The organism is Tepidicaulis marinus (genome assembly GCF_000739695.1).
In the GTDB taxonomy this organism is placed as follows: Bacteria; Pseudomonadota; Alphaproteobacteria; order Parvibaculales; family Parvibaculaceae; genus Tepidicaulis; species Tepidicaulis marinus.
This window is the reverse complement of the sequence record NZ_BBIO01000006.1, coordinates 129,483-149,671: the sequence shown is the minus strand read 5'-3', so window position 1 is coordinate 149,671 and position 20,189 is coordinate 129,483. Positions and strand designations below refer to the sequence as shown.

The 20,189-nt window shown below is 61.8% G+C and carries 19 protein-coding genes; 4 read left to right on the top strand and 15 right to left on the bottom strand.

What is annotated here, in order from left to right; all coding sequences use genetic code 11:
• Positions 1-73 precede the first annotated feature (73 nt).
• The gene (locus M2A_RS17260; RefSeq protein ID WP_052379293.1) at positions 74-946 is read right to left on the bottom strand and encodes a protein-disulfide reductase DsbD domain-containing protein; all 873 of its coding nucleotides are present in this window, start codon (positions 944-946) and stop codon (positions 74-76) included.
• A 106-nt stretch (positions 947-1,052) separates the two neighbouring features.
• Here M2A_RS17260 and M2A_RS07625 point away from each other — a divergent pair, with 106 nt between their 5' ends.
• Positions 1,053-1,700 carry a YqgE/AlgH family protein gene (locus tag M2A_RS07625; RefSeq protein WP_045445467.1) on the top strand — a complete coding sequence of 216 codons (648 nt, stop codon included), beginning with the start codon at positions 1,053-1,055 and terminating at the stop codon, positions 1,698-1,700.
• 3 nt (positions 1,701-1,703) lie between these two features.
• On the opposite strand, the gene M2A_RS07620 is transcribed toward M2A_RS07625, so the two are convergent.
• The 12 genes from M2A_RS07620 to coxB all read right to left on the bottom strand — a co-directional run bounded on the left by M2A_RS07620 (position 1,704) and on the right by coxB (position 14,371).
• On the bottom strand, positions 1,704-4,589 hold the full coding sequence (locus M2A_RS07620; RefSeq protein WP_045445269.1) for a putative bifunctional diguanylate cyclase/phosphodiesterase: 2,886 nt from the start codon (positions 4,587-4,589) through the stop codon (positions 1,704-1,706).
• A complete protein-coding gene (locus M2A_RS07615) occupies positions 4,589-5,155 on the bottom strand; it encodes a GNAT family N-acetyltransferase (RefSeq protein ID WP_244444405.1) in 567 nt (188 codons plus the stop codon). Before M2A_RS07615 ends, M2A_RS07620 begins: the two co-directional genes overlap by 1 nt.
• Before the next feature lie 63 nt (positions 5,156-5,218).
• Entirely contained in the window at positions 5,219-6,478 is a 1,260-nt protein-coding gene (locus M2A_RS07610; RefSeq protein WP_045445263.1) for a M16 family metallopeptidase, read from the bottom strand.
• Between the two features lie 2 nt (positions 6,479-6,480).
• On the bottom strand, positions 6,481-7,884 hold the full coding sequence (gene thrC, locus M2A_RS07605) for a threonine synthase (RefSeq protein WP_045445260.1): 1,404 nt from the start codon (positions 7,882-7,884) through the stop codon (positions 6,481-6,483).
• Positions 7,885-7,952: 68 nt separating this feature from the next.
• Complete coding sequence (locus M2A_RS07600; RefSeq protein ID WP_045445257.1) at positions 7,953-8,684, bottom strand: SURF1 family protein; 732 nt, start codon at positions 8,682-8,684, stop codon at positions 7,953-7,955.
• A 9-nt stretch (positions 8,685-8,693) separates the two neighbouring features.
• Positions 8,694-9,068, bottom strand: coding sequence for a DUF983 domain-containing protein (locus tag M2A_RS07595; RefSeq protein WP_045445254.1), 375 nt, complete (start codon positions 9,066-9,068; stop codon positions 8,694-8,696).
• Between the two features lie 110 nt (positions 9,069-9,178).
• Positions 9,179-10,012 (bottom strand): cytochrome c oxidase subunit 3, encoded by an 834-nt coding sequence (locus M2A_RS07590; protein WP_045445251.1) that lies wholly within the window; start codon positions 10,010-10,012, stop codon positions 9,179-9,181.
• 58 nt (positions 10,013-10,070) lie between these two features.
• Positions 10,071-10,646 carry a cytochrome c oxidase assembly protein gene (locus tag M2A_RS07585; RefSeq protein WP_052379292.1) on the bottom strand — a complete coding sequence of 192 codons (576 nt, stop codon included), beginning with the start codon at positions 10,644-10,646 and terminating at the stop codon, positions 10,071-10,073.
• Positions 10,643-10,843: a cytochrome c oxidase system small membrane protein gene (locus M2A_RS07580; protein WP_045445248.1), complete on the bottom strand. Its 201-nt coding sequence runs from the start codon at positions 10,841-10,843 to the stop codon at positions 10,643-10,645. Before M2A_RS07580 ends, M2A_RS07585 begins: the two co-directional genes overlap by 4 nt.
• Positions 10,844-10,852: 9 nt before the next feature.
• The gene (locus M2A_RS07575; protein ID WP_045445246.1) at positions 10,853-11,806 is read right to left on the bottom strand and encodes a heme o synthase; all 954 of its coding nucleotides are present in this window, start codon (positions 11,804-11,806) and stop codon (positions 10,853-10,855) included.
• 52 nt (positions 11,807-11,858) lie between these two features.
• On the bottom strand, positions 11,859-13,460 hold the full coding sequence (gene ctaD, locus M2A_RS07570; RefSeq protein ID WP_045445244.1) for a cytochrome c oxidase subunit I: 1,602 nt from the start codon (positions 13,458-13,460) through the stop codon (positions 11,859-11,861).
• A gap of 53 nt (positions 13,461-13,513) precedes the next feature.
• On the bottom strand, positions 13,514-14,371 hold the full coding sequence (gene coxB, locus M2A_RS07565; protein ID WP_045445461.1) for a cytochrome c oxidase subunit II: 858 nt from the start codon (positions 14,369-14,371) through the stop codon (positions 13,514-13,516).
• 484 nt (positions 14,372-14,855) lie between these two features.
• Here coxB and M2A_RS07560 point away from each other — a divergent pair, with 484 nt between their 5' ends.
• Both M2A_RS07560 and tldD read left to right on the top strand, forming a co-directional pair.
• Positions 14,856-15,251 carry a hypothetical protein gene (locus M2A_RS07560; RefSeq protein ID WP_045445241.1) on the top strand — a complete coding sequence of 132 codons (396 nt, stop codon included), beginning with the start codon at positions 14,856-14,858 and terminating at the stop codon, positions 15,249-15,251.
• A gap of 49 nt (positions 15,252-15,300) precedes the next feature.
• Entirely contained in the window at positions 15,301-16,725 is a 1,425-nt protein-coding gene (gene tldD / locus M2A_RS07555) for a metalloprotease TldD (protein ID WP_081875466.1), read from the top strand.
• A gap of 12 nt (positions 16,726-16,737) precedes the next feature.
• Here the strand turns inward: tldD and M2A_RS07550 are convergent, their stop codons facing one another.
• Complete coding sequence (locus M2A_RS07550) at positions 16,738-18,108, bottom strand: glutamate--cysteine ligase (RefSeq protein ID WP_045445239.1); 1,371 nt, start codon at positions 18,106-18,108, stop codon at positions 16,738-16,740.
• 154 nt (positions 18,109-18,262) lie between these two features.
• Positions 18,263-19,057, bottom strand: a complete 795-nt coding sequence (locus tag M2A_RS07545) for a 16S rRNA (uracil(1498)-N(3))-methyltransferase (RefSeq protein ID WP_045445456.1) — start codon at positions 19,055-19,057, stop codon at positions 18,263-18,265.
• Between the two features lie 111 nt (positions 19,058-19,168).
• Between M2A_RS07545 and ubiA the strand changes: the two genes are divergently transcribed.
• Positions 19,169-20,152: a 4-hydroxybenzoate octaprenyltransferase gene (gene ubiA / locus M2A_RS07540; protein WP_045445237.1), complete on the top strand. Its 984-nt coding sequence runs from the start codon at positions 19,169-19,171 to the stop codon at positions 20,150-20,152.
• The last annotated feature ends 37 nt before the right edge of the window (positions 20,153-20,189 follow it).

Genomic DNA, 20,189 nt, shown 5'->3' with positions numbered 1-20,189 from the left:
TTCCGATGCGCCATTTAACCCTTTATCGCCGCCAAGGCCAAGGAGAACACCGAAAACAAAGGAAGAGAAACCCTTAGCGGATTTCGACGCGCTCTTCCCAGGCTTTGCCGCCTGCAAGAAAGGTGAGGTTCAGCATTTCGCCGGTAATGTCGCGGCCCGCATCGAGCTCGACTTCATAGCGTGAAGGTTCGCCGATATGCACAAGCTCGGCTTCGGAAAAATAAACCCCTTCCAGCCCATCGACGATGAGGACGGGCGGCGCGCCATCGCCGCCTTCCAAAAGCAGCTCCAGCTTGTTTTCGTTTTCAAGCCGGGCCGCAGCGCGGCTGCCGCGCGCGGAAAGCGCTTCGGGCACACGGGCCTCAAACGTTTCGATCTGCGCCGCCTCGACGCTGCGTTCGCCCTCCCCCGGCGCCAGCGTCATGTTAAAGACAGCTTCCGCCGGCACGCAAATATCATCGCAGAACCCGTAATTGAAAGTGAGCGACAGGTTAAGCGGTTCATCCTCATCCGCCGCTTCGACCTTGAGCGGCAGGATGACATGCTGCTTATAGCCATAAGTCGTGTCGGGTTTCGTGAATTTCTCCGGCGCGGGCCAGAGCGGCTCGGCGGATTTCAAATTCTGCGAGCCCGACCAGTCGAAGCGCGGCGGCAGGCCGGAATCACCCGGATAACGCCAATAGGTTTTCCAGCCTTTGGCGAGCGCGATTTCGACACCCAGCATCAAGCTGCCATCGCCCAGTTCCGTTTGCGCCGAAACCAGCCTGACTTTCGCGTAATCATGATCGACCCAATCGCTCGCCGCGCTTTGCGCCGGGGTCTGCGCCGCGGCAACAGGTTCAGGCGCATTCACAAACGCCCCCACCCCCAGCAAGGCCAAGGCAGCCACCAGCGTCAAACCGCCGGTCACCGGATGAAAGAACGGATTTTTGCGAAGATCACTCATGCGCCCATAACAGCATAAAATTTCCCGTATGGAACTAACACTCCAACAAATGCACGTGAGCGCATTCTCCTTGAGTCCCAGCCCCCGAACCCGCTACCATCTCATCATGGTTCAGAGTATTCCCAAGGGCAAGCCGGGTCCGACTGTGGAAGGGTATCTGCAGGGCCAGTTTCTTATTGCCATGCCGACGATGGGCGATCCGCGCTTCGAACGCGCCCTTGTTTATATTTGCTCGCATAGTGAAGAAGGCGCGATGGGGCTTATCGTTAACAAGTCCGCCCCCGGCATCACCTTCAACGGGCTTTTGGCCCAGGTCGGCATCGACCCGGCGCCGGGAACCGCAAAAGACAAAGAAAAAAACAAGAATCTGTCTCCCTTGCTGGAGGCGGAAGAGCGCCCCATTCTCTTCGGCGGGCCGGTGGAGCCGGGGCGCGGCTTCGTGCTTCATAGTCAGGACTATCTTTCCAAGGACAGCAGTCTTGCCGTTTCACCCGATGTGGCCATGACCGCGACGGTCGATATTTTGCGCGCCATCGTGCGCGGCACTGGCCCTTCCCGCTCCATCGTGGCGCTGGGTTATGCCGGCTGGGGGCCCGGCCAACTTGAAATGGAAATTCAGGAAAACGGCTGGCTCATCTGTGACATGAACGAAGAGCTGCTTTACGGGGCCGATGTCGAGACGAAATATGAACGCGCGCTGGCAACGCTCGGCGTCGATCTGTCCTTATTGTCGGGCGATGCGGGACACGCCTGACCTTTAATGCTGCCAGTGATGGGCGATGAACTTTACCGCTTCGCTCGACGTCATCGCCTTGCCATAGCGGAAGCCTTGCGCGAAATCGCAGCGCAGCGACATCATTTTCGCCGCCTGCTCGTCCGTCTCCACCCCTTCGGCAACGACATCGAGCCCCAGCCCTTTGGCCAGTGTCACCATGGCTTTGACAATGACCATGGTCTCCTCGTTATGCAGGCTTTCGGAGACGAAACTGCGGTCGATCTTCAGCGTATCGAAGGGAAAGCGCTGCAGATAGGAAAGGCTGGAATAGCCGGTACCGAAATCGTCGAGCGAGAGGCCTGCGCCCTTTTTCTTTACCCGGTGAAGCATGCGCGCGGCCAATTCCGGGTTTTCCATCACCAGGCTCTCGGTCACTTCCAGTTTCAGGCTTTCCGGCGCGATGCTGGTTTTGGAGAGAAACTCTTCCAGATCCTGAATGAGATCGTGACGCAGCAATTGCCGGCTGGAGACATTGACGCTGACGAAAAGCGGACGCTGCAAAGGAAAGAGCTTTTGCCAGCCTGCCAGGTCGTGCGCGGCCTGCCCCAGCACGAACCGCCCGATCTCCACGATAAGGCCGGTTTCCTCCGCCAGCGGAATGAAATCGTCCGGCGTGAGCAGCCCATAGGCAGGGTGATGCCAGCGCAACAGCGCCTCGAAACCGGCCACCCGCCCGTCGCTCAAGCACATGATCGGCTGGTAATAGGCCTCCAGCTCTTTGCGTTCGAGCGCGCGGCGCAGATCGTGTTCGAGGGGCACCTGATCCCGCAACTCCTCGCGCAGCTCCGGCGTGAAAAGCTCGATATTCGCCTTGCCCGACCGTTTGGCGTGAAAGAGCGCCAGTTCCGCCTCCTTCAGCACATCTTCGGGCCGCTCGTGCCGGTCCTCGCAAATCGCAATGCCGGCGCTGGCCGCCGGAAAGACCTCCCGCCCCTGCATGTCGATGGGCTGGCCCAACACATCCAAAATGGCCTCGGCCCGCTGATAGGCATCTTCAGGCGCCGTGTCGCCGACCAGCAGGATGGAAAATTCATCACCCTCGGTGCGTGCAACCGTGTCTTCCGGGCCCACCAGCGCCTCCAGGCGCCGGGCAAGGGTGATGAGCATCATATCGCCTGCCCCGTGCCCGAAAGCGTTGTTCACCGAGCGGAAGCGGTCGAGATCGATCACGATCAATGCGGCGCGCGGGCGGTCCAGCACATCCGTGCGGCGCACGGCGCGGGACAGACGGTCGAGAAAAAGCACCCGGTTCGGCAGGCCCGTCAGATTGTCATGGACGGCATCGTAGAGCAGCCGGTCCTCGCTCATATGCTGGATCGTGACATCTTCCACGGTGCCCGTGCAGCGCACGGCATAGCCTTCCTCGCCTGCAATGCAGGTTGCCTGCAGCGCGAACCAGCCGTACTCGTCCGCTTCGTTGCGCAAGCGGAATTCCATGCGGAAAAACGCATCTCCCTGCGCAATATAGGTATTGAGCATGTTGCGGTAGGTTTCCCTATCCTCCCCATGCATACGCTCGCGCCAGATGAGTTCCGAGCCGCAGAGCGCGCCCGTTTCAAGACCGAGCTCGGCCTCCAGAAGCGGGGAGACATAAAGCCTGTCTTCCAGAATATCCCAGTCCCAGACGCTGGTGCGCGCGCCGGCCAATGCGAACGCATGACGCTGCTCGGCCTGCAAAATAACCGGGTCGGTGCGCCGGCGCTGGGTCTGCACCTGGTAGGCGATGGCAAAGGCGGTAAGCGCCGCGCCAATAATGAAGAGACCGGCGATGACGGGCTCCATCATCATCCCGTTCATGGCGGAACTGAGCGCCGTTATCCCGGCAAGGAGCGCGGCCAAATCGAAAAAGAAAAGCCCCGGCAGCCAGAGCTGAGCGGCGCGCACACCGTGTTCGGCCAGACGGAAGGCGGCAAGACTTCCCCCGATCAACGCCAGCGCAAAACCGGCGCGGATGAACCCGCCGCCCGCTTCCGGCCAGGCCAGCGTCATAAGCAGCACAGCGCCCAGCCCGTAACAGGCATAGCGCACGGCCTGCTCAAGGCGCGGGGCATGATGCTTGAGGGCGAGCTGATTGAGGCCGAAATAGAGCCCGGTAAGCAGCAGCAGTCCGTGCGAGAAAAACCTGACGCGCCCTTCAAGCACCGGCGAAACCCCGAGAATGGACCCAAGATAGCCGAAACTCACCGCAAGAGTGAAAACGCCCGCCGCCATAAGGGCCGCGGCGCGGGCCGTTTGCGGTGCCCCGGTGAGCAGATAAAGGGTGGTGAGATAAACGAAAAGCACGCCGCCAATGCCAAGAAAGACGCCGTTGAGCAATGCAAGGCGCTGTTCGAACAAGAAAAGCGCCTCAGGGTGCCAAAGCTGCAGATCGGCGGGCGTGTCCTCTTGCGTATGCAGCGCCAGCGTCAATGTCGTTTGCGGGGGGATGGTAAGAGCAATGCGCTGGCTGTGAAGCCGGGTTTCGATGCCGAAAGGTCCGCCGCCGACAAACTCGGCCCGCTCAATACGGCCCGAGGCAGGGGTGGGCCAGAAAAGTCCGCTGCCCGCCAAAAGCCCGTGCCGGTTGAGAAGAACGCGCTCGACAGGCGCATCCGAACGGTTGCGCAGCGCCAGCAGCCACCATTCACCGCCGCCTTCGGCCTCTTCGCCAGCAGAGAGAACCAGCTGTCCGCCTTCCGGCGTCTCGATGGAAAGGCGCCGGCCTGCCGCTTCATAGCGTTCGGTAAAATCGGTCAGCTCCGTGACCGCTGCGCCTTCTTCCACGGCAATCGCGTCCAGCGCCCAGGCGCCCGGCGCATGAGCAGCGCCTGTCAGGAGGAGGCCGCAAACAACCAAAACCCGGCGGATTAGGGAAACAGAAAAAATCATCAGCGCGGATCGCCGCTCAACAGCGCAAAGACGGCATGGTCGTGCCACTGGCCGTTGATCTTGAGATATTCACGCGCAATTCCCTCTTCCTTGAAGCCGCATTTTCTGAGCACCGCCTTGGAGCGCTCATTATCGATCAGGCAGGCCGCCTGCACCCGGTGCAGGCGCAACTCGTCGAAGACGAAAGGCATCAAGGCTTTGACCGCCGCAGTGACATAGCCATTGCCCGCATAAGGCTCGCCCGCCCAATAGCCCAGCGCGCAAGATTGCTGCACGCCCCGTTGTACATTGGAAATCGTGCAGCCGCCAACGAGGGCATCGTCTTCGGCGCGGAAAATGAAAAACGGATAGGCCGCATCCTCGCGCACGTCGCGCATATAACGGCGCAGGCGGCGGCGGAAGGCGGCGCGGGTCAGATCGTCCGCCGGCCAGGTCGGCTCCCAGGGTGTCAGAAAGGCGCGCGAGCGGGTGCGCAGCTCCGCCCATTCGCCGTAATCGCTCATCATCGGCCCGCGCAGATAAACGCCCCTGCCCCTTACAAGCGGCGCCACCTCCGGGCGCGTCATAGATTTCAGGAAGACCATACCTTGCCGTTTTTTGTTCCGGCCCGGTAAAGGCCGGGCGCGCCATTAGCCGAATCTTGCCGCGATCCGGTCCTGCTTTTCAAGTCCGCCAAGGGGGCCGACAGCGGCAAGGGCGGGCGCGGGCCCGGCAAGCAGGCGTTTTGCATAGGCTTTCAGTGCCCCGGCATCCACCCGCTCCACTTCGCCGATCACATGTTCGGTAGGTAACAAACGGCCGAAAACCATCATCTGACGGGCCATTTGCTCGGCCCGGGCGCTGGACGATTCGAGCCCCATCAGAAGCCCGGCTTTCAGCTGCGCGCGGGCGCGGGCGGTTTCCTCCTCGCTCGCATCTTCCCCGAGACGCTGGATCTCATCGGCCATGACGGGCATCAGTTCGGCTAAATCCTCAGGCGCGGTGCCCGCATAAACGCCGAAAAGGCCGGTATCGGCAAAAGACCAGTTGAAGGAAAAGACCGAATAGCAAAGCCCGCGCTTCTCGCGCACCTCCTGGAAAAGCCGCGACGACATGCCCCCGCCCAGCACGCTGGCAAAAACCTGCGCGGTGTAATAATCCGGGTCCCCGTAAGGCACGCCTTCGAAGGCCAGCGTCACATGCGCCTGTTCGAGCGCTTTATCATCGCGCAGCTCGCGCCCTTCAAAGCGCGCGCGCTCATGCTCGTTCGGCCGGGCTGCGGGCAGCGCGGCAAACTTCTCCGCCACCTCGCCCACAAGCGCCTCATGATCGACGGCGCCTGCCGCCGCCACAACCATGGAGGGGGCGTGATAACGGTCGGCCATATAGGCACGCAGATCGCCGGAAGAAAACCCGCCCACCGTCTCCGGCGTGCCGAGGATGGGCCGGCCCAGCGCCTGGCCGGGATAAGACACGCTCATCAAATGATCGAAGACGATATCGTCCGGCGTGTCGGCGGCCTGCCCGATCTCCTGCAGGATAACGCCGCGCTCGCGTTCCAGCTCCTCGCTCTCGAAGGCCGAGCGCTGAAGAATGTCGGCCAGAATATCGAGCGCCAGGGGCGTGTCTTCTTTCAGGACGCGGGCGTAATAGGCCGTCGTCTCATGTGAGGTTGCGGCATTGATATGCCCGCCCACATTCTCGATTTCCTCGGCAATGCGCTGGGCAGAGCGCGAGGCGGTGCCTTTGAACGCCATATGCTCGAGCATATGGGAAATGCCGTGCCGGGCGGGCGTTTCGTGGCGCGCGCCTGCATCGACCCAGACGCCGACGGAGACACTGTCCACATGGCTCATCTCGTCGGAAAGGACGGTCAGCCCGTTATCCAGCCGCGTGACCTTGGGGTCCATGCTCATGCGGCAACCACCCGCGCCCTTTCACGGATATAGGCGCTCAGCGCTTTCACGTCATTGGCCAGCGTCGCGCAGCGCTCTTCCCGCTCGAAGAGCCCTTCCATGCGCGCGGGCAAGGCGGGGTGCTGGCCCGTCACCTTTTCGACCGGGGCCGGGAACTTCGCCGGATGCGCGGTCGAAAGCGTAACCATCGGCACGTCTTTTCCCTGGCGCTTTTCTTCGGCAGCTTTCACGCCGACGGCGGTATGCGGATCGATGAGGCGGCCCGTTTCTTTAAAGATACGCTCGATGGTCGCCGCGGTTTCTTCCTCGCTTGCGCGCGCCGCGCCGAAAAGACGGCGCGTCAGGGCAAGGCGTTCCTCATCGACCGAAAAGCCGCCCGACTGGGAAAGCGAATTCATCAGGCCGGCGACCTTCGCCCCGTCCCGCTCATACATATCGAAAAGCAGCCGCTCGAAATTGCTCGATACCTGAATGTCCATCGAGGGGCTCATGGTGGGCATCACCTCGCCCACTTCATAGCGCCCGCTCGTCATGACACGGCTCAAGATGTCGTTGCGGTTCGTCGCGATGATGAGCTGCTCGATGGGCAGGCCCATTTGCTTGGCGACATAGCCTGCAAAAATATCCCCGAAATTACCCGTCGGCACGGAGAAGGAGATGGTGCGCGCGGGCGCGCCCAGCGCAATCGCGGAGGTGAAATAATAAACGATCTGCGCCATCACCCGGCCCCAGTTGATCGAGTTCACACCGGCAAGGCGTATCTCGTCACGGAAGCCGTGATCGTTGAAGAGCGCTTTCACCAGCGCCTGGCAATCGTCGAAACTGCCTTCGATGGCAATGTTATGGACGTTAGCGTCGAGCACCGTCGTCATCTGGCGGCGCTGCACGTCGGAGACACGGCCCTTGGGATGGAGGATAAAAATATCCGTCGTCTCCCGGCCTTTGAAGGCCTCGATCGCCGCCGAGCCGGTATCCCCCGAGGTTGCGCCCACGATCGTGATGCGCTCGCCGCGCCGCGCCAGCGCGTAATCGAAAAGCCGGGCGAGGATCTGCATCGCCACGTCTTTAAAGGCAAGGGTCGGCCCGTGATAAAGCTCCATCAGCCAGTCATTGGGGCCGATTTGGGAAAGCGGGGCGACGGATTTATGGCCGAAACTGGCATAGGCCGCCTCGATCATGCCCTTCAAATCTTCATCCGGCACCGCCCCGCCGATAAAAGGCTTCATCACTGCAAAGGCGGTTTCTTCATAGCTTGCGCCGGAAAGCGCGCGGATTTCCGCCTCGCTGAAGGAGGGCCATTCGGCGGGCACATAAAGGCCGCCGTCCCGGGCAAGCCCGGTCAAAAGCGCCTCTTCAAATCCAAGTTCCGGGGCCGTACCCCGCGTGCTGACGTATTTCACGCCTTCTGTCTCCCGGCTCAAGTGAAGGGGCGTACCCTAATCCCAAGGCAAAGGGGGGTAAAGCACCCTTAGCGCCGTCTCCCAAAGCCCAAACGGCCCTGGGAGACGTGATAAGCGAAGTAAACGGCAATCAGACAGCCTGCAAGGCCGAACCAGGTCAGGGCATATTGCAGGTGATCGTTCTTGAGCTTCACGACGGACGCCCCGGGCCTCGGCCAGCCGCCCGGCACCTCGCCCCGGTCCTGAATGAGAAGGAAGGGGGCAACGGGCGCCACTTCGGCGTAAGCCGCCATTTTTTCCACATCCCGCGTGAACCAGGTGTTGGTTTCCGGATTGTCCTCCGCATCGAGCGCACCTGCCTGATGGGACGCGCGCACGATGCCCGACAGCGTCACCCGGCCGTCCACCAATCCCTCGCGCCGCTCGGATTGCGCTTTCAGCCGCTCCGGAACGAAGCCTCTATCGACCAGCACATAAGAACCGTCAGCAAGGCGCAGCGGTGTGATCACGTCATAGCCGGGGCCGATATCGGGAGCCTGCGTGAACCAGTGCATCTCCTTCTCATGAAGGAACGTGCCCGTGACCTCCACATGGCGAAACTCGTGGGAGGTAAGATCGAGCGCGCGGGCAGCCTCGATATCGCTGACGGAAATCGTCGGGGCGGAAAGGCGGGCCTCCATGCGGGCAATGAGATCGAGCTTCCAGTCGCGCCGCTCGAGCTGCCATTGCCCGAGCGCAAGGAGAATGCCCAGCGCGATCAGGGACGCAACCGTGGGCCATAAAAGAGGTCTGAAATACATGCCGCCTCCTTACCGGTCCAGCCGGCCTTCTTGAGCCTTGTGCTTATATTGCTGGGCAATCAGCCAGGTCTTGAAGGGTTGCAGCAGCAGGAGCGGAATAAGAATGCCGAGCGTGCCCCAAAGCACGCCATGCACCCAGTAAGGCGGCTGATAGCTCACCTCGACGAAGAGCGCCCCGCCGACGATCAGGAACCCGGCAATCAGGATGATGAAAACCGCCGGGCCGTCGCCGCTATCCATCTTGGCCAGATCGAGCCCGCAATAATCGCATTTATCGGCGAGCTTCAGATAGCTCTTGTAGAGCTTGCCATGGCCGCAGCGCGGACACTTGCCCCGCAGCGCCAGCCCGAGCGAGCTTTGCGGGGGAAAATAACGCTCATCCATAGCTCTTTCCTTTCAGCTCTTTCTGTCCTTCCGGCCCTGGCTCTATGGCCGGAAAAGCAAAGGGCGGCTGCCAGATGGCGCCGCCCCCCGCATGCATGATCCCCGGGCGCTTAATGCGCGGCGGGTGTTCCTGCCGCCCACACATAGATGGAGGCGAAGAGGAAGAGCCACACAACGTCCACGAAGTGCCAGTACCAGGCAGCAGCTTCGAAACCGAAATGATGCTGCGGCGTAAAATGGCCGGCCATCGCACGGCCCAGGCACACGGCCAGGAAGACCGTACCGATGATCACATGGAAGCCGTGGAAGCCCGTTGCCATGAAGAACGTCGCGCCATAGATCGAGCCGGAGAAGCCGAAAGCGGCGTGGCTGTATTCATAAGCTTGCAGCGCGGTGAAGAGCATGCCAAGCACCACGGTCAGCACCAGGCCCATTTTCAGCCCCTTGCGGTCGCCATGCTGCAGCGCATGGTGCGCCCAGGTGACGGTCGTGCCGGAGGTAAGCAGGATCAGCGTGTTGATCAGCGGCAGGTGCCAGGGATCGAACGTTTCGATACCCACCGGCGGCCACTGCCCGCCCGTTGCCTCGACACGCGCGAACTGCGCCGCCTCGTTCGAGAAAAGGCTGGCGTCGAAAAACGCCCAGAACCAGGCCACGAAGAACATCACTTCCGAGGCGATGAACATGATCATGCCGTAGCGCAGGTGAAGCTGCACGACGGGCGTGTGGTCGCCGCCTTCGGCTTCCTTCACCACATCGCGCCACCAGCCGATCATGGTGTAGATCACGCCGGCAAAGCCGATGAACATGACCCAGGGCGCGCCGCCATGCATATACATGATGGCCCCGACCGCGAGCACGAAAGCGGCAAGCGAGCCCACGAAGGGCCACGGGCTTGGATTGACCAAGTGATAGTCATGATGTTTGGCGTGGGCGTCTGCCATTTCCCCTCACTCCGTTCTCGCGGGGCTAGCCCGCTCTTTCTCTCAAGTTCCAACCAGTTTACTCCGAAGAAGCCTCTTTCTTCGGAAAAAACGTATAGGACAGCGTAATCGTCTTGATGCTGTCGAGCTGCGGATCGTCCGCGATTTCCGGATCGATGAAGAAGGTCACGGGCATATCCACCCGCTGGCCCGGCTCCAGCCGCTGCTCGGTAAAGCAGAAGCATTCGATCTTGTTGAAATAGTAGCCTGCCTGCTGCGGCGTCACGTTGAAGGTCGCGGTGCCGACAATGGGCTTGTCCGAATTGTTGTAAGCCTCGTAGAAAGCCAGCCCCGTCTCGCCCACTTTCAGCGTCACCGGCTCGCTGACCGGCTTGAAATCCCAGGGAATGTCTTTCGAGACATTGCCGTCGAAGCGGATCGTGATCTGCCGGTCGAGCACGGAGGCCGAAGCGGTATCCGCCCGGTTCGTCGTGCCGCCATAGCCCGTTACCTGACAGAAAATCTGATAGAGCGGCACGGCCGCATAAGAAAGGCCGACCATGCCGGCTGCCACGCCTGCGCAGAGCAAAGCGATCTTCAAGCCGCCGGTTCTGTTTTCATATGCCGCTGCCGTCATACCTTGCGCACCGTTCATATCGACCGCTCGGCGATGTTCCCGCCGAGTTTGACAACCGTCACCAGAAAGAAAAGCGCGATCATCGCTACAAGCACCCAGGCCATGGCCTTTGCCCGCGCTTTGCGCCGGGCGTAAAGCTCTGGCGTCCAGCCGGACGCATCCGGGCGCTCGCTTGGGTTCGTTTCCCCCTCGCTTTTCTTTTCTTCGCCTTCCATTGCTCCCCCTTATGCCCCCAGGCCCGGAACGGCGATCTTCAGACCGGCCGCATGTTCCACAAGCAAGGTTGCAAAAAGCAGGAACAGATAAAGGATGGAAAAGCCGAACAGCGCCTTGGCCCGCCCGTCGGCCTTCTCCCCGTCCCCTTCCGTCCAGATACGGGCGGCGAGCACGAGGAAGAAGATGCCGGCGCAAAGCGCGGCTGCGCCATAGACGAGCCCGGCAAAGCCGAGCGCCACAGGCGCCAGGCTCGTTGCGACCAGAAGCACCGAATAAATCAGGATCTGTTTGCGCGTTTCCCGCTTGCCCGCGATAACGGGGAGCATGGGAACGGAAACTTTTTCATAATCGCCTGCCCGGTAAAGCGCGAGCGCCCAGAAATGGGGCGGCGTCCACATGAAGATGATGAGGAAGAGCGCGATCGATTCCAGCGAGACGGAGCCCGTCACTGCGGCCCAGCCGATCATGGGCGGAAAGGCGCCCGCAGCCCCGCCGATGACGATGTTCTGAGGCGTCGAGCGCTTCAGCCACATCGTATAGACGAACAGATAAAAGCCGATGGTCAGCGCCAGAAGCGCGGCGGCGGTCCAATTGACCATGACGCCCATGGCAAGCACCGAGCCGACGGAAAGCGTCGCCCCGAAGCCCAGCGCCTCGCCCGGCTCGATCCGCCCTTGCGGGATCGGGCGCGAGCTGGTGCGGGACATTTGCGCATCGATATCGGCGTCGTACCACATGTTCAAAGCGCCCGAAGCGCCCGCCCCCACCGCAATGCACAGCAGCGCGGTAAAAGCGATGACGGGATGGATCGTGCCCGGCGCCACGACGATGCCGACAAGCCCGGTGAAAATCACGAGCGACATCACCCGCGGTTTCAGGAGCTCGAAATAGTCCCGGGCCGAGCCGCCATTATGGCGGGCTTCGGCCTCAAGACGTTCATTCGTGACAGACAGATCCGACATATATCCCGTCGCTTTGAAAATTCAGGTTCCGGTTCGGGGCAAGCCCCGCGGGTTACTTAACCCGCGGAAGCTCGCTGAACTGGTGGAACGGCGGCGGAGAGGGAAGCGTCCACTCCAGCGTCGTTGCGCCTTCGCCCCAAGGATTGTCCCCGGCTTTCTGCTTACGGGCCAAGGAGACGGCCATGCCGGCCAGGAAAACCAGGACGGAGAAAGCAGAGAGGTAGGAACCCCAGGAAGCCACTTCGTTCCAGCCGGCAAAGGCATCCGGATAGTCCGCATAGCGGCGCGGCATGCCGGCACGGCCGAGGAAGTGCATCGGGAAGAACACGAGGTTCACACCGATGAACATCATCCAGAACTGCAGCTTGGCGAAGAACTCGTTGTACATGTAGCCGGTGATTTTCGGGAACCAGTAGTACCAGCCACCGAAGATCGCGAAGACGGCACCCAGCGACAACACATAGTGGAAGTGCGCCACCACGTAATAGGTGTCGTGATAGGCCCGGTCGACGCCCGCATTCGCCAGCACCACGCCCGTCACACCGCCGACGGTGAACAGAAAGATGAAGGCGATGGCAAAGAGCATCGGCGCGCGGAACGTGATGGAGCCGCCCCACATGGTGGCGATCCAGGAGAAGATCTTAATGCCCGTGGGCACCGCGATCACCATGGTCGCCGCCACGAAATAGGCCTGCGTGTTCACGTCGAGGCCGACCGTGTACATGTGGTGCGCCCAGACGATGAAGCCGAGCACGCCGATCGCGACCATCGCATAGGCCATCCCGAGATAGCCGAAAATCGGCTTGCGCGAGAAGGTCGAGACGATGTGGCTGACGATGCCGAAGCCTGGAAGGATGAGAATATAAACTTCCGGGTGGCCGAAGAACCAGAACAGGTGCTGGAAGAGGATTGGGTCCCCGCCGCCTGCCGGATCGAAGAACGTCGTGCCGAAGTTACGGTCGGTCAGAAGCATGGTGATGCCGCCCGCCAGAACCGGCAGCGAGAGCAGCAGCAGGAAGGCGGTGACCAGCACCGACCAGGCAAAGAGCGGCATCTTGTGCAGCGTCATGCCCGGCGCGCGCATGTTCAAGATCGTGGTGATGAAGTTGATCGCACCGAGGATCGAGGAAGCGCCTGCAATATGCAGAGAGAGGATCGCGTAGTCCATGGCCGGTCCCGGCTGACCGCTCGTTGAAAGCGGAGCATAGATCGTCCAGCCGCCGCCCACACCGTCATTGCCCGGAGGGCCTTCGACGAAAAGCGAAATCAGCAACAGCGCAAAGGAAGCCGGGAGCAACCAGAACGAAATATTGTTCATGCGCGGGAAGGCCATGTCCGGCGCGCCGATCATCAGCGGCACGAACCAGTTGCCGAAACCGCCGATCATGGCCGGCATGACCATGAAGAAGATCATCACAAGGCCATGGGCCGTCGTGAAGACGTTGAAGGTATGCGGGTTGGAGAAGATCTGCATGCCGGGCTCATGGAGCTCCATGCGGATGCCGATCGACAGCGCGCCGCCCACGATCCCCGCCATGATGGCGAAGAGCAGGTACATCGTGCCGATGTCTTTATGGTTCGTGGAATAGACGTAACGCCGCCACCCCGTCGGATGATCTTCGTGACCAGCGTGCGCAGCTGCTTCACCTGCCATCTCTCGATCCCTTCCGTTTCTCTCTCAAATACTGATGTTATCCGGGCCCGGGCTTAGCGCCGCGCGTCCGACGATTGTTCTGCGGACGCCACGGACACGTTCGTGTCCACGCCTGCATATTCCTGCTGCGCCCATTCGGTCCAGGACGCGAATTCTTCTTCCGTCACCACACGCACCTTGATGGGCATGAAAGCGTGGCGGATACCGCAAAGCTCCGAGCACTGGCCGTAATAGGTGCCGGTCTTCGTCGCCTTGAACCAGGTTTCGTTGAGGCGGCCGGGCACCGCGTCGATCTTCACGCCGAAGGCCGGGATGGTCCAGGCATGGATCACGTCCGCTGCCGTCACCTGCAGGCGGATGACCTTGTTCACCGGCACGACGACTTCGGTATCGGTTTCCAGAAGGCGCGGCTGGCCTTCCTTCAGATCGGCGTCTTCCACCATCAGCGCGTCATAGATCATGCCGCCATGGTCCGGGTACTCATAGCCCCAATACCACTGATAACCCGTCGCCTTGATCGTCACATCCGCTTCCGGCACCACCACCTGGTTGTAAAGGAGGCGGAAAGAGGGAATGGCGATCGTCACGAGGATGAGCACCGGAATGATCGTCCAAGCCACTTCGATCAGCGTGTTATGCGTCGTCGTGGAGGGTTCCGGGTTCGCTTTGGCGTTGAAGCGCACCATCACGATCAGCAAAAGCGCCAGAACGAAGAGCGAAATCGCGGTGATGATGTAGAGCAGCATGTTATCGAACCAGGTCAGCTGATCCATGATCGGCGTAGCCGACTGCTGAAATCCCATCTGCCATTCATGGGGCTGACCCGCGAACGCCGCCATGGACCCCATATCCACCAGTGCCAGCGCGCCTGCCACAAGTGCCCCGAGAAGAGTTAAAACCCGCATCCTCATGCCCATTCCTTGTTTGCCCCACCCCGCGAACGGGGGCGGACAGTCGATTCCCGTCTCACCCGTCTGCCGCGAGTTGCCGGTCTGCCGCCGGTTCCCGCGCGGGTGCGCCGTTTGCCCCGGCTGGGTCCGCCCGGCCATTGCCAAAGGGACCTGCCGCCGGATTACGGCGCATTTATGCGTCAAAAATCACAAACCGAGGCGCGCCGCAAGCCATGAGACAGAAAATATCGCCCGGGCAGGCCGCCCGCACGCCTCATCTTCCCCGTGCTTATAGCACCCCTTGAGTCGGAGAGGAGTATAGTCCGCTGAAAGAGACAGAGGACACGGGCACCGCCCACCGCGACCTTTTGCCACAATTGTGCCCGGCGTGAACCGGCACGCTCACCCTGCATCTCCCTAAACCCCTAAAATAACGGGGGTTTTTTTATCCCCGATCCGTTCTAGACTCATTCGTAACAGATAAGAGCCAAGCGGAGCGGCAGGCATGCGGGACGAAGCGCTGATACATTTTCATTATGGCCGCCACATCTCGGCAGGGGTGCATCTTGCCCATGAAGGGGCGGCGGCGCCGGATCTGGTCAGCGAGGCTGCCCCATATCTCGACCCGAAACATCCCGGCCGCTGCGTCGTCGGCTTTTGCAGCGCCCATCCCGGAGCCGTCGACGACATCACCAATGCCCCGCCGCGCGGCTGGGAAAATTGGGGATTCGGTGAGTGGGACGATTGGTTCGGGCGCATCAACGGGGTCTATCTCGTCGATCTGCGCTCGCTCAAGGTGAAGCAGTACCCGCTCTACAGCTGCGCGCCGCTCATCGTGCCCTGCGATCTTTCGGGCCTGCCCGGCCGTTTGGTGCCGGTGGAAGAATGGCTGAAAGCCTGATATCCCGCAAAGTGCCCCTTAACGCCCCTTCAAATTAAAGAGACGCCCCATGACCGACAGTGAATTTTTCTTCCAGAAGACCGGCCTCGACCGCGCGAAAGTGGAAAGCACGGTCGGCAAGGCGCTGGCGGGCAGCGACGACGGCGAGCTTTACCTTGAATATAAAGTCTCAGAGGCACTGGGCTTCGATGACGGGCGGCTCAAGACCGCCAATTTCGATACCAATCAGGGCTTCGGCCTGCGCGCCGTGGCGGGCGAGGCAACGGGCTATGCCCATTCCGCCGATCTTTCAGAAGACGCGCTTGCCCGCGCCGCCGACGCCGTGCAGGCGGTCAAACGCGGCTATACCGGCACGCTCGCCGAGGGGCCGAAAGCCACCAACGTCAAACTTTATGGCGACGGCAACCCGCTCGGTGAACAGAGCTTCGAGGAGAAAGTGAAACTCCTCCAGGAAGTCGATGCCTATGCCCGCGCCAAGGACAAGCGCGTGCGCCAGGTCTCCTGCTCGCTGGCCGGCGAATGGCAGGTGGTGGAAATCATCCGCGCCGACGGCACCTCGATCCGTGATGTGCGCCCGCTCGTGCGCATGAATGTCTCCGTCGTCGTGGGCGACGGGGACCGCCAGGAATCGGGCTCCTACGGCGTGGGCGGACGCACGGGCTATGCCGCCTATCTTGCGCCCGAAAGCTGGCAGGCCAACGTCGATGAGGCGCTGCGCCAGGCGCTCGTCAATCTTGAGAGCGTGCCCGCCCCCGCCGGCGAAATGGATGTGGTGCTGGGCGCGGGCTGGCCGGGTATTCTCCTTCATGAAGCGATCGGCCACGGGCTCGAGGGCGATTTCAACCGCAAAAAGACATCCGCCTTTGCCGGACTGCTGGGTGAGCGCGTTGCAGCGCCCGGCGTGACGGTTGTCGACGATGGCACGATCTCGGACCGGCGCGGCTCGCTTACCATCGACGATGAAGGCACGCCCACCTCCAAGACCGTGCTCATCGAAGACGGCATCCTGAAAGGCTATATGCAGGACCGTATGAATGCCCGCCTCATGGGCATGGCGGCGACGGGGAACGGGCGGCGCGAATCTTACGCCCACCAGCCCATGCCGCGCATGACCAACACCTATATGCTGGGCGGCGACAAGGACCCGGGCGAAATCATTAGCTCCGTGAAGAAAGGCCTTTATGCCGTTTCCTTCGGCGGCGGGCAGGTCGATATCACGAGCGGCAAGTTCGTCTTCTCCTGCACCGAGGCCTATCTCATCGAGAACGGCAAGATCGGCGCGCCGGTGAAAGGGGCAACGCTCATCGGCAACGGGCCGGACTGCCTAACGAAAGTTTCCATGATCGGCAACGACATGAAACTCGATCCCGGCATCGGCACCTGCGGCAAGGCCGGCCAGGGCGTGCCCGTCGGCGTCGGCCAGCCGACCCTGCGCCTCAACGGCCTGACCGTCGGCGGCACAGCGGCGGGCTAAGCGCCCCTGCGCTTAAAACGCGAACTCATCATAGATGGGGGCGACGGTGCCGTTCCAGCGGCCGTGATAAAGATCGAGCAATTCTTCCGCGGGCGTCTTGCCCTTCTCGACGATCTCTTCGATCGATGACAGGAAGATGCGCTCATCCGCGCCGGTGCCGTCCCCTGCGCCGCGCCGCTTGAGGCCTTCCTGCGCCAGATCGAGCATCTGGCGGGCAAGATCCTGCACCGTGCCGCCGCGGAACGGGGTTTTGAGACCGAGCTTGGGCACCTCATCGCGCAGGCGCTGGCGTTCTTCCGCGCTCCAATCCTTCACCATGTCCCAGGCGGCATCGAGCACGCCGCCATCGTAAAGCACACCTACCCAGATCGCGGGCAGCGCGCAGATGCGGCTCCAGGGCCCGGCATCGGCGCCACGCATTTCCATATATTTCTTGATGCGCGCTTCGGGGAAAATCGTCGTGAGATGGTTCGACCAATCGCCGATGGTCGGCACTTCGCCTTCAAAGCCTTTCAGCTTGCCGTCCAGAAAATCGCGGAAGGAAAGCCCCGCCACATCGTGATAGGCGCCGTCCCGGTAGACGAAATACATCGGCACATCGAGGGCGTAATCGACATAGCGCTCATAGCCGAACCCGTCTTCGAAAACGAAAGGCAGCATGCCGGTGCGGTCGCGGTCCGTGTCTTTCCAGACCTCCGAGCGCATGGAAAGGAAGCCGTTGGGCTTTCCTTCCGTGAACGGAGAATTGGCGAAAATCGCAGTGACGATGGGCTGCAGCGCCAGCGAGACGCGCAGCTTTTTGACCATGTCGGCTTCGGAGGAAAAATCGAGGTTCACTTGCACCGTGCAGGAGCGGTACATCATGTCGAGACCCATCTTGCCGGTCTTTTGCATATAGCGCGTCATGATGCCGTAGCGGCCCTTGGGCATTTGGGGAATGTCGGCGCGGGACCAGTCGGGCGTGAAGCCGAGGCCCAGAAAGCCGATGCCGAGCTCGTCGCCGACTTCCTTCACCTGGGCGAGATGATCATGCACTTCACCGCAGGTCTGATGCAGCACTTCCATCGGCGCGCCGGAAAGCTCGAACTGGCCGCCGGGCTCCAGCGAGATATTGGCGCCCGAGCCTTCCTCGCAAACGAGGCCGATCAGCGTCTCACCCTCCATGACCGGCTTCCAGCCGAAGCGCTGCAGGCCTTCCAGCATGGCGCGGATACCGTCCGGACCGCCATAAGGCACGGCTGTATGATCTTTCAGGCGGAAGGAAAATTTCTCGTGTTCGGTGCCGATGCGCCAATCGCTTTTCGGCTTCTCGCCGGAGGCGAGGTAATTCACCAAATCATCACGGCTTGTAATGGGCTCGGGCCCTGCCACCAAAATGCTCATCTGAACGCCCTTCCACCGTGAAGCGCCGCGGGGTCTTTCTGCCCCTTCCGGCCAATTGCGCTCATGTAAGGCCAGCCCCTACACGAAACAAGGTTAAATCGCCCGGCCTCGGGGAATTGTGAACCCTGCGGTGAGCGCTGCGTGCTGCCGGCCCCTAACCATCATCGCCGCGCCAGTCGCCAAGGACAAGTTGCACCGCGGCAAGAGCGGCGACGGCGGCGGTATCCGCCCGCATGATTCGCGGCCCGAGCGAGAGGGCGCAAGTATCGTCCCGCGCCAGAAGCCGTTCGCGCTCTTCCGGGGCAAAGCCGCCTTCCGGGCCGATGAGAAGCGCGAAGGGTCCCTTGCCGCGCTCGCCTTCAAGCTGGGCCAGCGCGCTGCCGGGAGGCGCGCTTTCATCGCAAAAAAGAATGCGCCGCGCCGGGGTCTGCCCGCTCCAGCCATCCAGCAGTTTTTCAAGCGATTGAGGCTCGCGGAATTCGGGCACCGTAAGCAGCCCGCATTGCTCGGCCGCCTCGATCAGATTGGCCTCGATGCGTTCTTCTTTCACCCGGGCCACATTCGTGAAGCGGGTCATGACGGGCTGAATGACACCGGCGCCCATTTCGGCGGCCTTTTGGACCATGTAATCGAGCCGGGCTTTTTTCACCGGCGCGAAAAGCAGCCAGATATCGGGCAGGCCTTCCTGGGCGCGGGTCATCCGTTCCGGCAGAAGGCTTGCCGCCTTCTTGCGCACCTCCGAGAGCGTGCAGAGCCACTCCCCGTCCCGCCCGTTAAAGGCGAGAATAGGCGCGCCTTCTTTGAGGCGCAGCACATTCAACAGGTAATGGGCCTGATCGCGGCCGAGCTGGACCGGCACGCCTGCGGCCAGATCCGCGGTCACATAGAGCCGGGTCTTACCGGTGGCGCAGCGCTCCGCCGCGCGCTCAATGCCTTCGCTTTTTTCCATCGCCATCCTTCCGCGCCCAAAGAACCTCCAGGCGGGCCCGCAACACTCGTTTCTTTTCTCTGGCATGCTATAGATCGGGGCGCATTGCAACGACAGGAACCTGCCCACGCCATGACGCAGAATGCCGAGCCTTCCCGAAACGCCGATCAGGCCGTCGCCGATGCCATGCCCGCCAATTGGGTAGACCGCTGGGCGCCGCGCGCGGCCCGGCCCTATTTGCGGCTGATGCGGGCGGACCGGCCTATCGGCTCCTGGCTTCTGATGTGGCCTTGCTGGTGGTCGGCGGCGCTGGCGACGCAGGCGACGGGCCAATTGCAGGACGGGCGCCCGCTCGGCACCTTTCCCGATCCCTGGTTTCTCTTTCTCTTTGCCCTCGGCGCCATCGTCATGCGCGGGGCGGGTTGCACCTATAACGACTTTGTGGACCGGGACATTGATGGCTCGGTGGCGCGCACGCGCTCGCGGCCCATCCCTTCGGGCGCGGTGAGCCCGAAAGCCGCCTTCATGTTTGCGGTGCTTCTCTCCCTTATCGGCTTTCTCGTACTCATCCAGTTCAATGCCTTCACGATCGGCCTCGGCATCGCCTCGCTCGGCATTATTGCCGTCTATCCCTTCATGAAGCGCATCACCTATTGGCCGCAAATCGTGCTGGGGCTCGCCATGAATTGGGGGGCGCTGATGGGCTGGGCGGCGGTGACGGGCTCGCTCGCCCTTGCCCCGCTCGTGCTTTTTGCCGGGGCGATTGCCTGGACCATCGGCTATGACACGATCTATGCGCATCAGGACCGGGAGGACGATGCGCTGCTCGGGCTGAAATCCACCGCGCTGAAATTCGGCGCGCGCACCAAACCCTGGCTCTGGCTGTTTTACAGCATCACCGCGCTTTCCTTCATCGGGGCGGGACTTCTGGCCGGGCTCGGCGCCGGCTTTTATCTCGTGATCGGCTTTGCCATCTGGCATCTCTTCCGCCAGATCACCCGGCTCGACATCAATAACGGCGCGCGCTGCCTGGCGCTCTTCCGCTCCAACCGCGATCTCGGCATCATCGTTTTCGTTGCCATTATCGCGGGCAGTCTCGGCCCGCCGCTTCTTTGACGCTCGGCCTATTCCGGCAAAAATGCCGCAGGCGCCC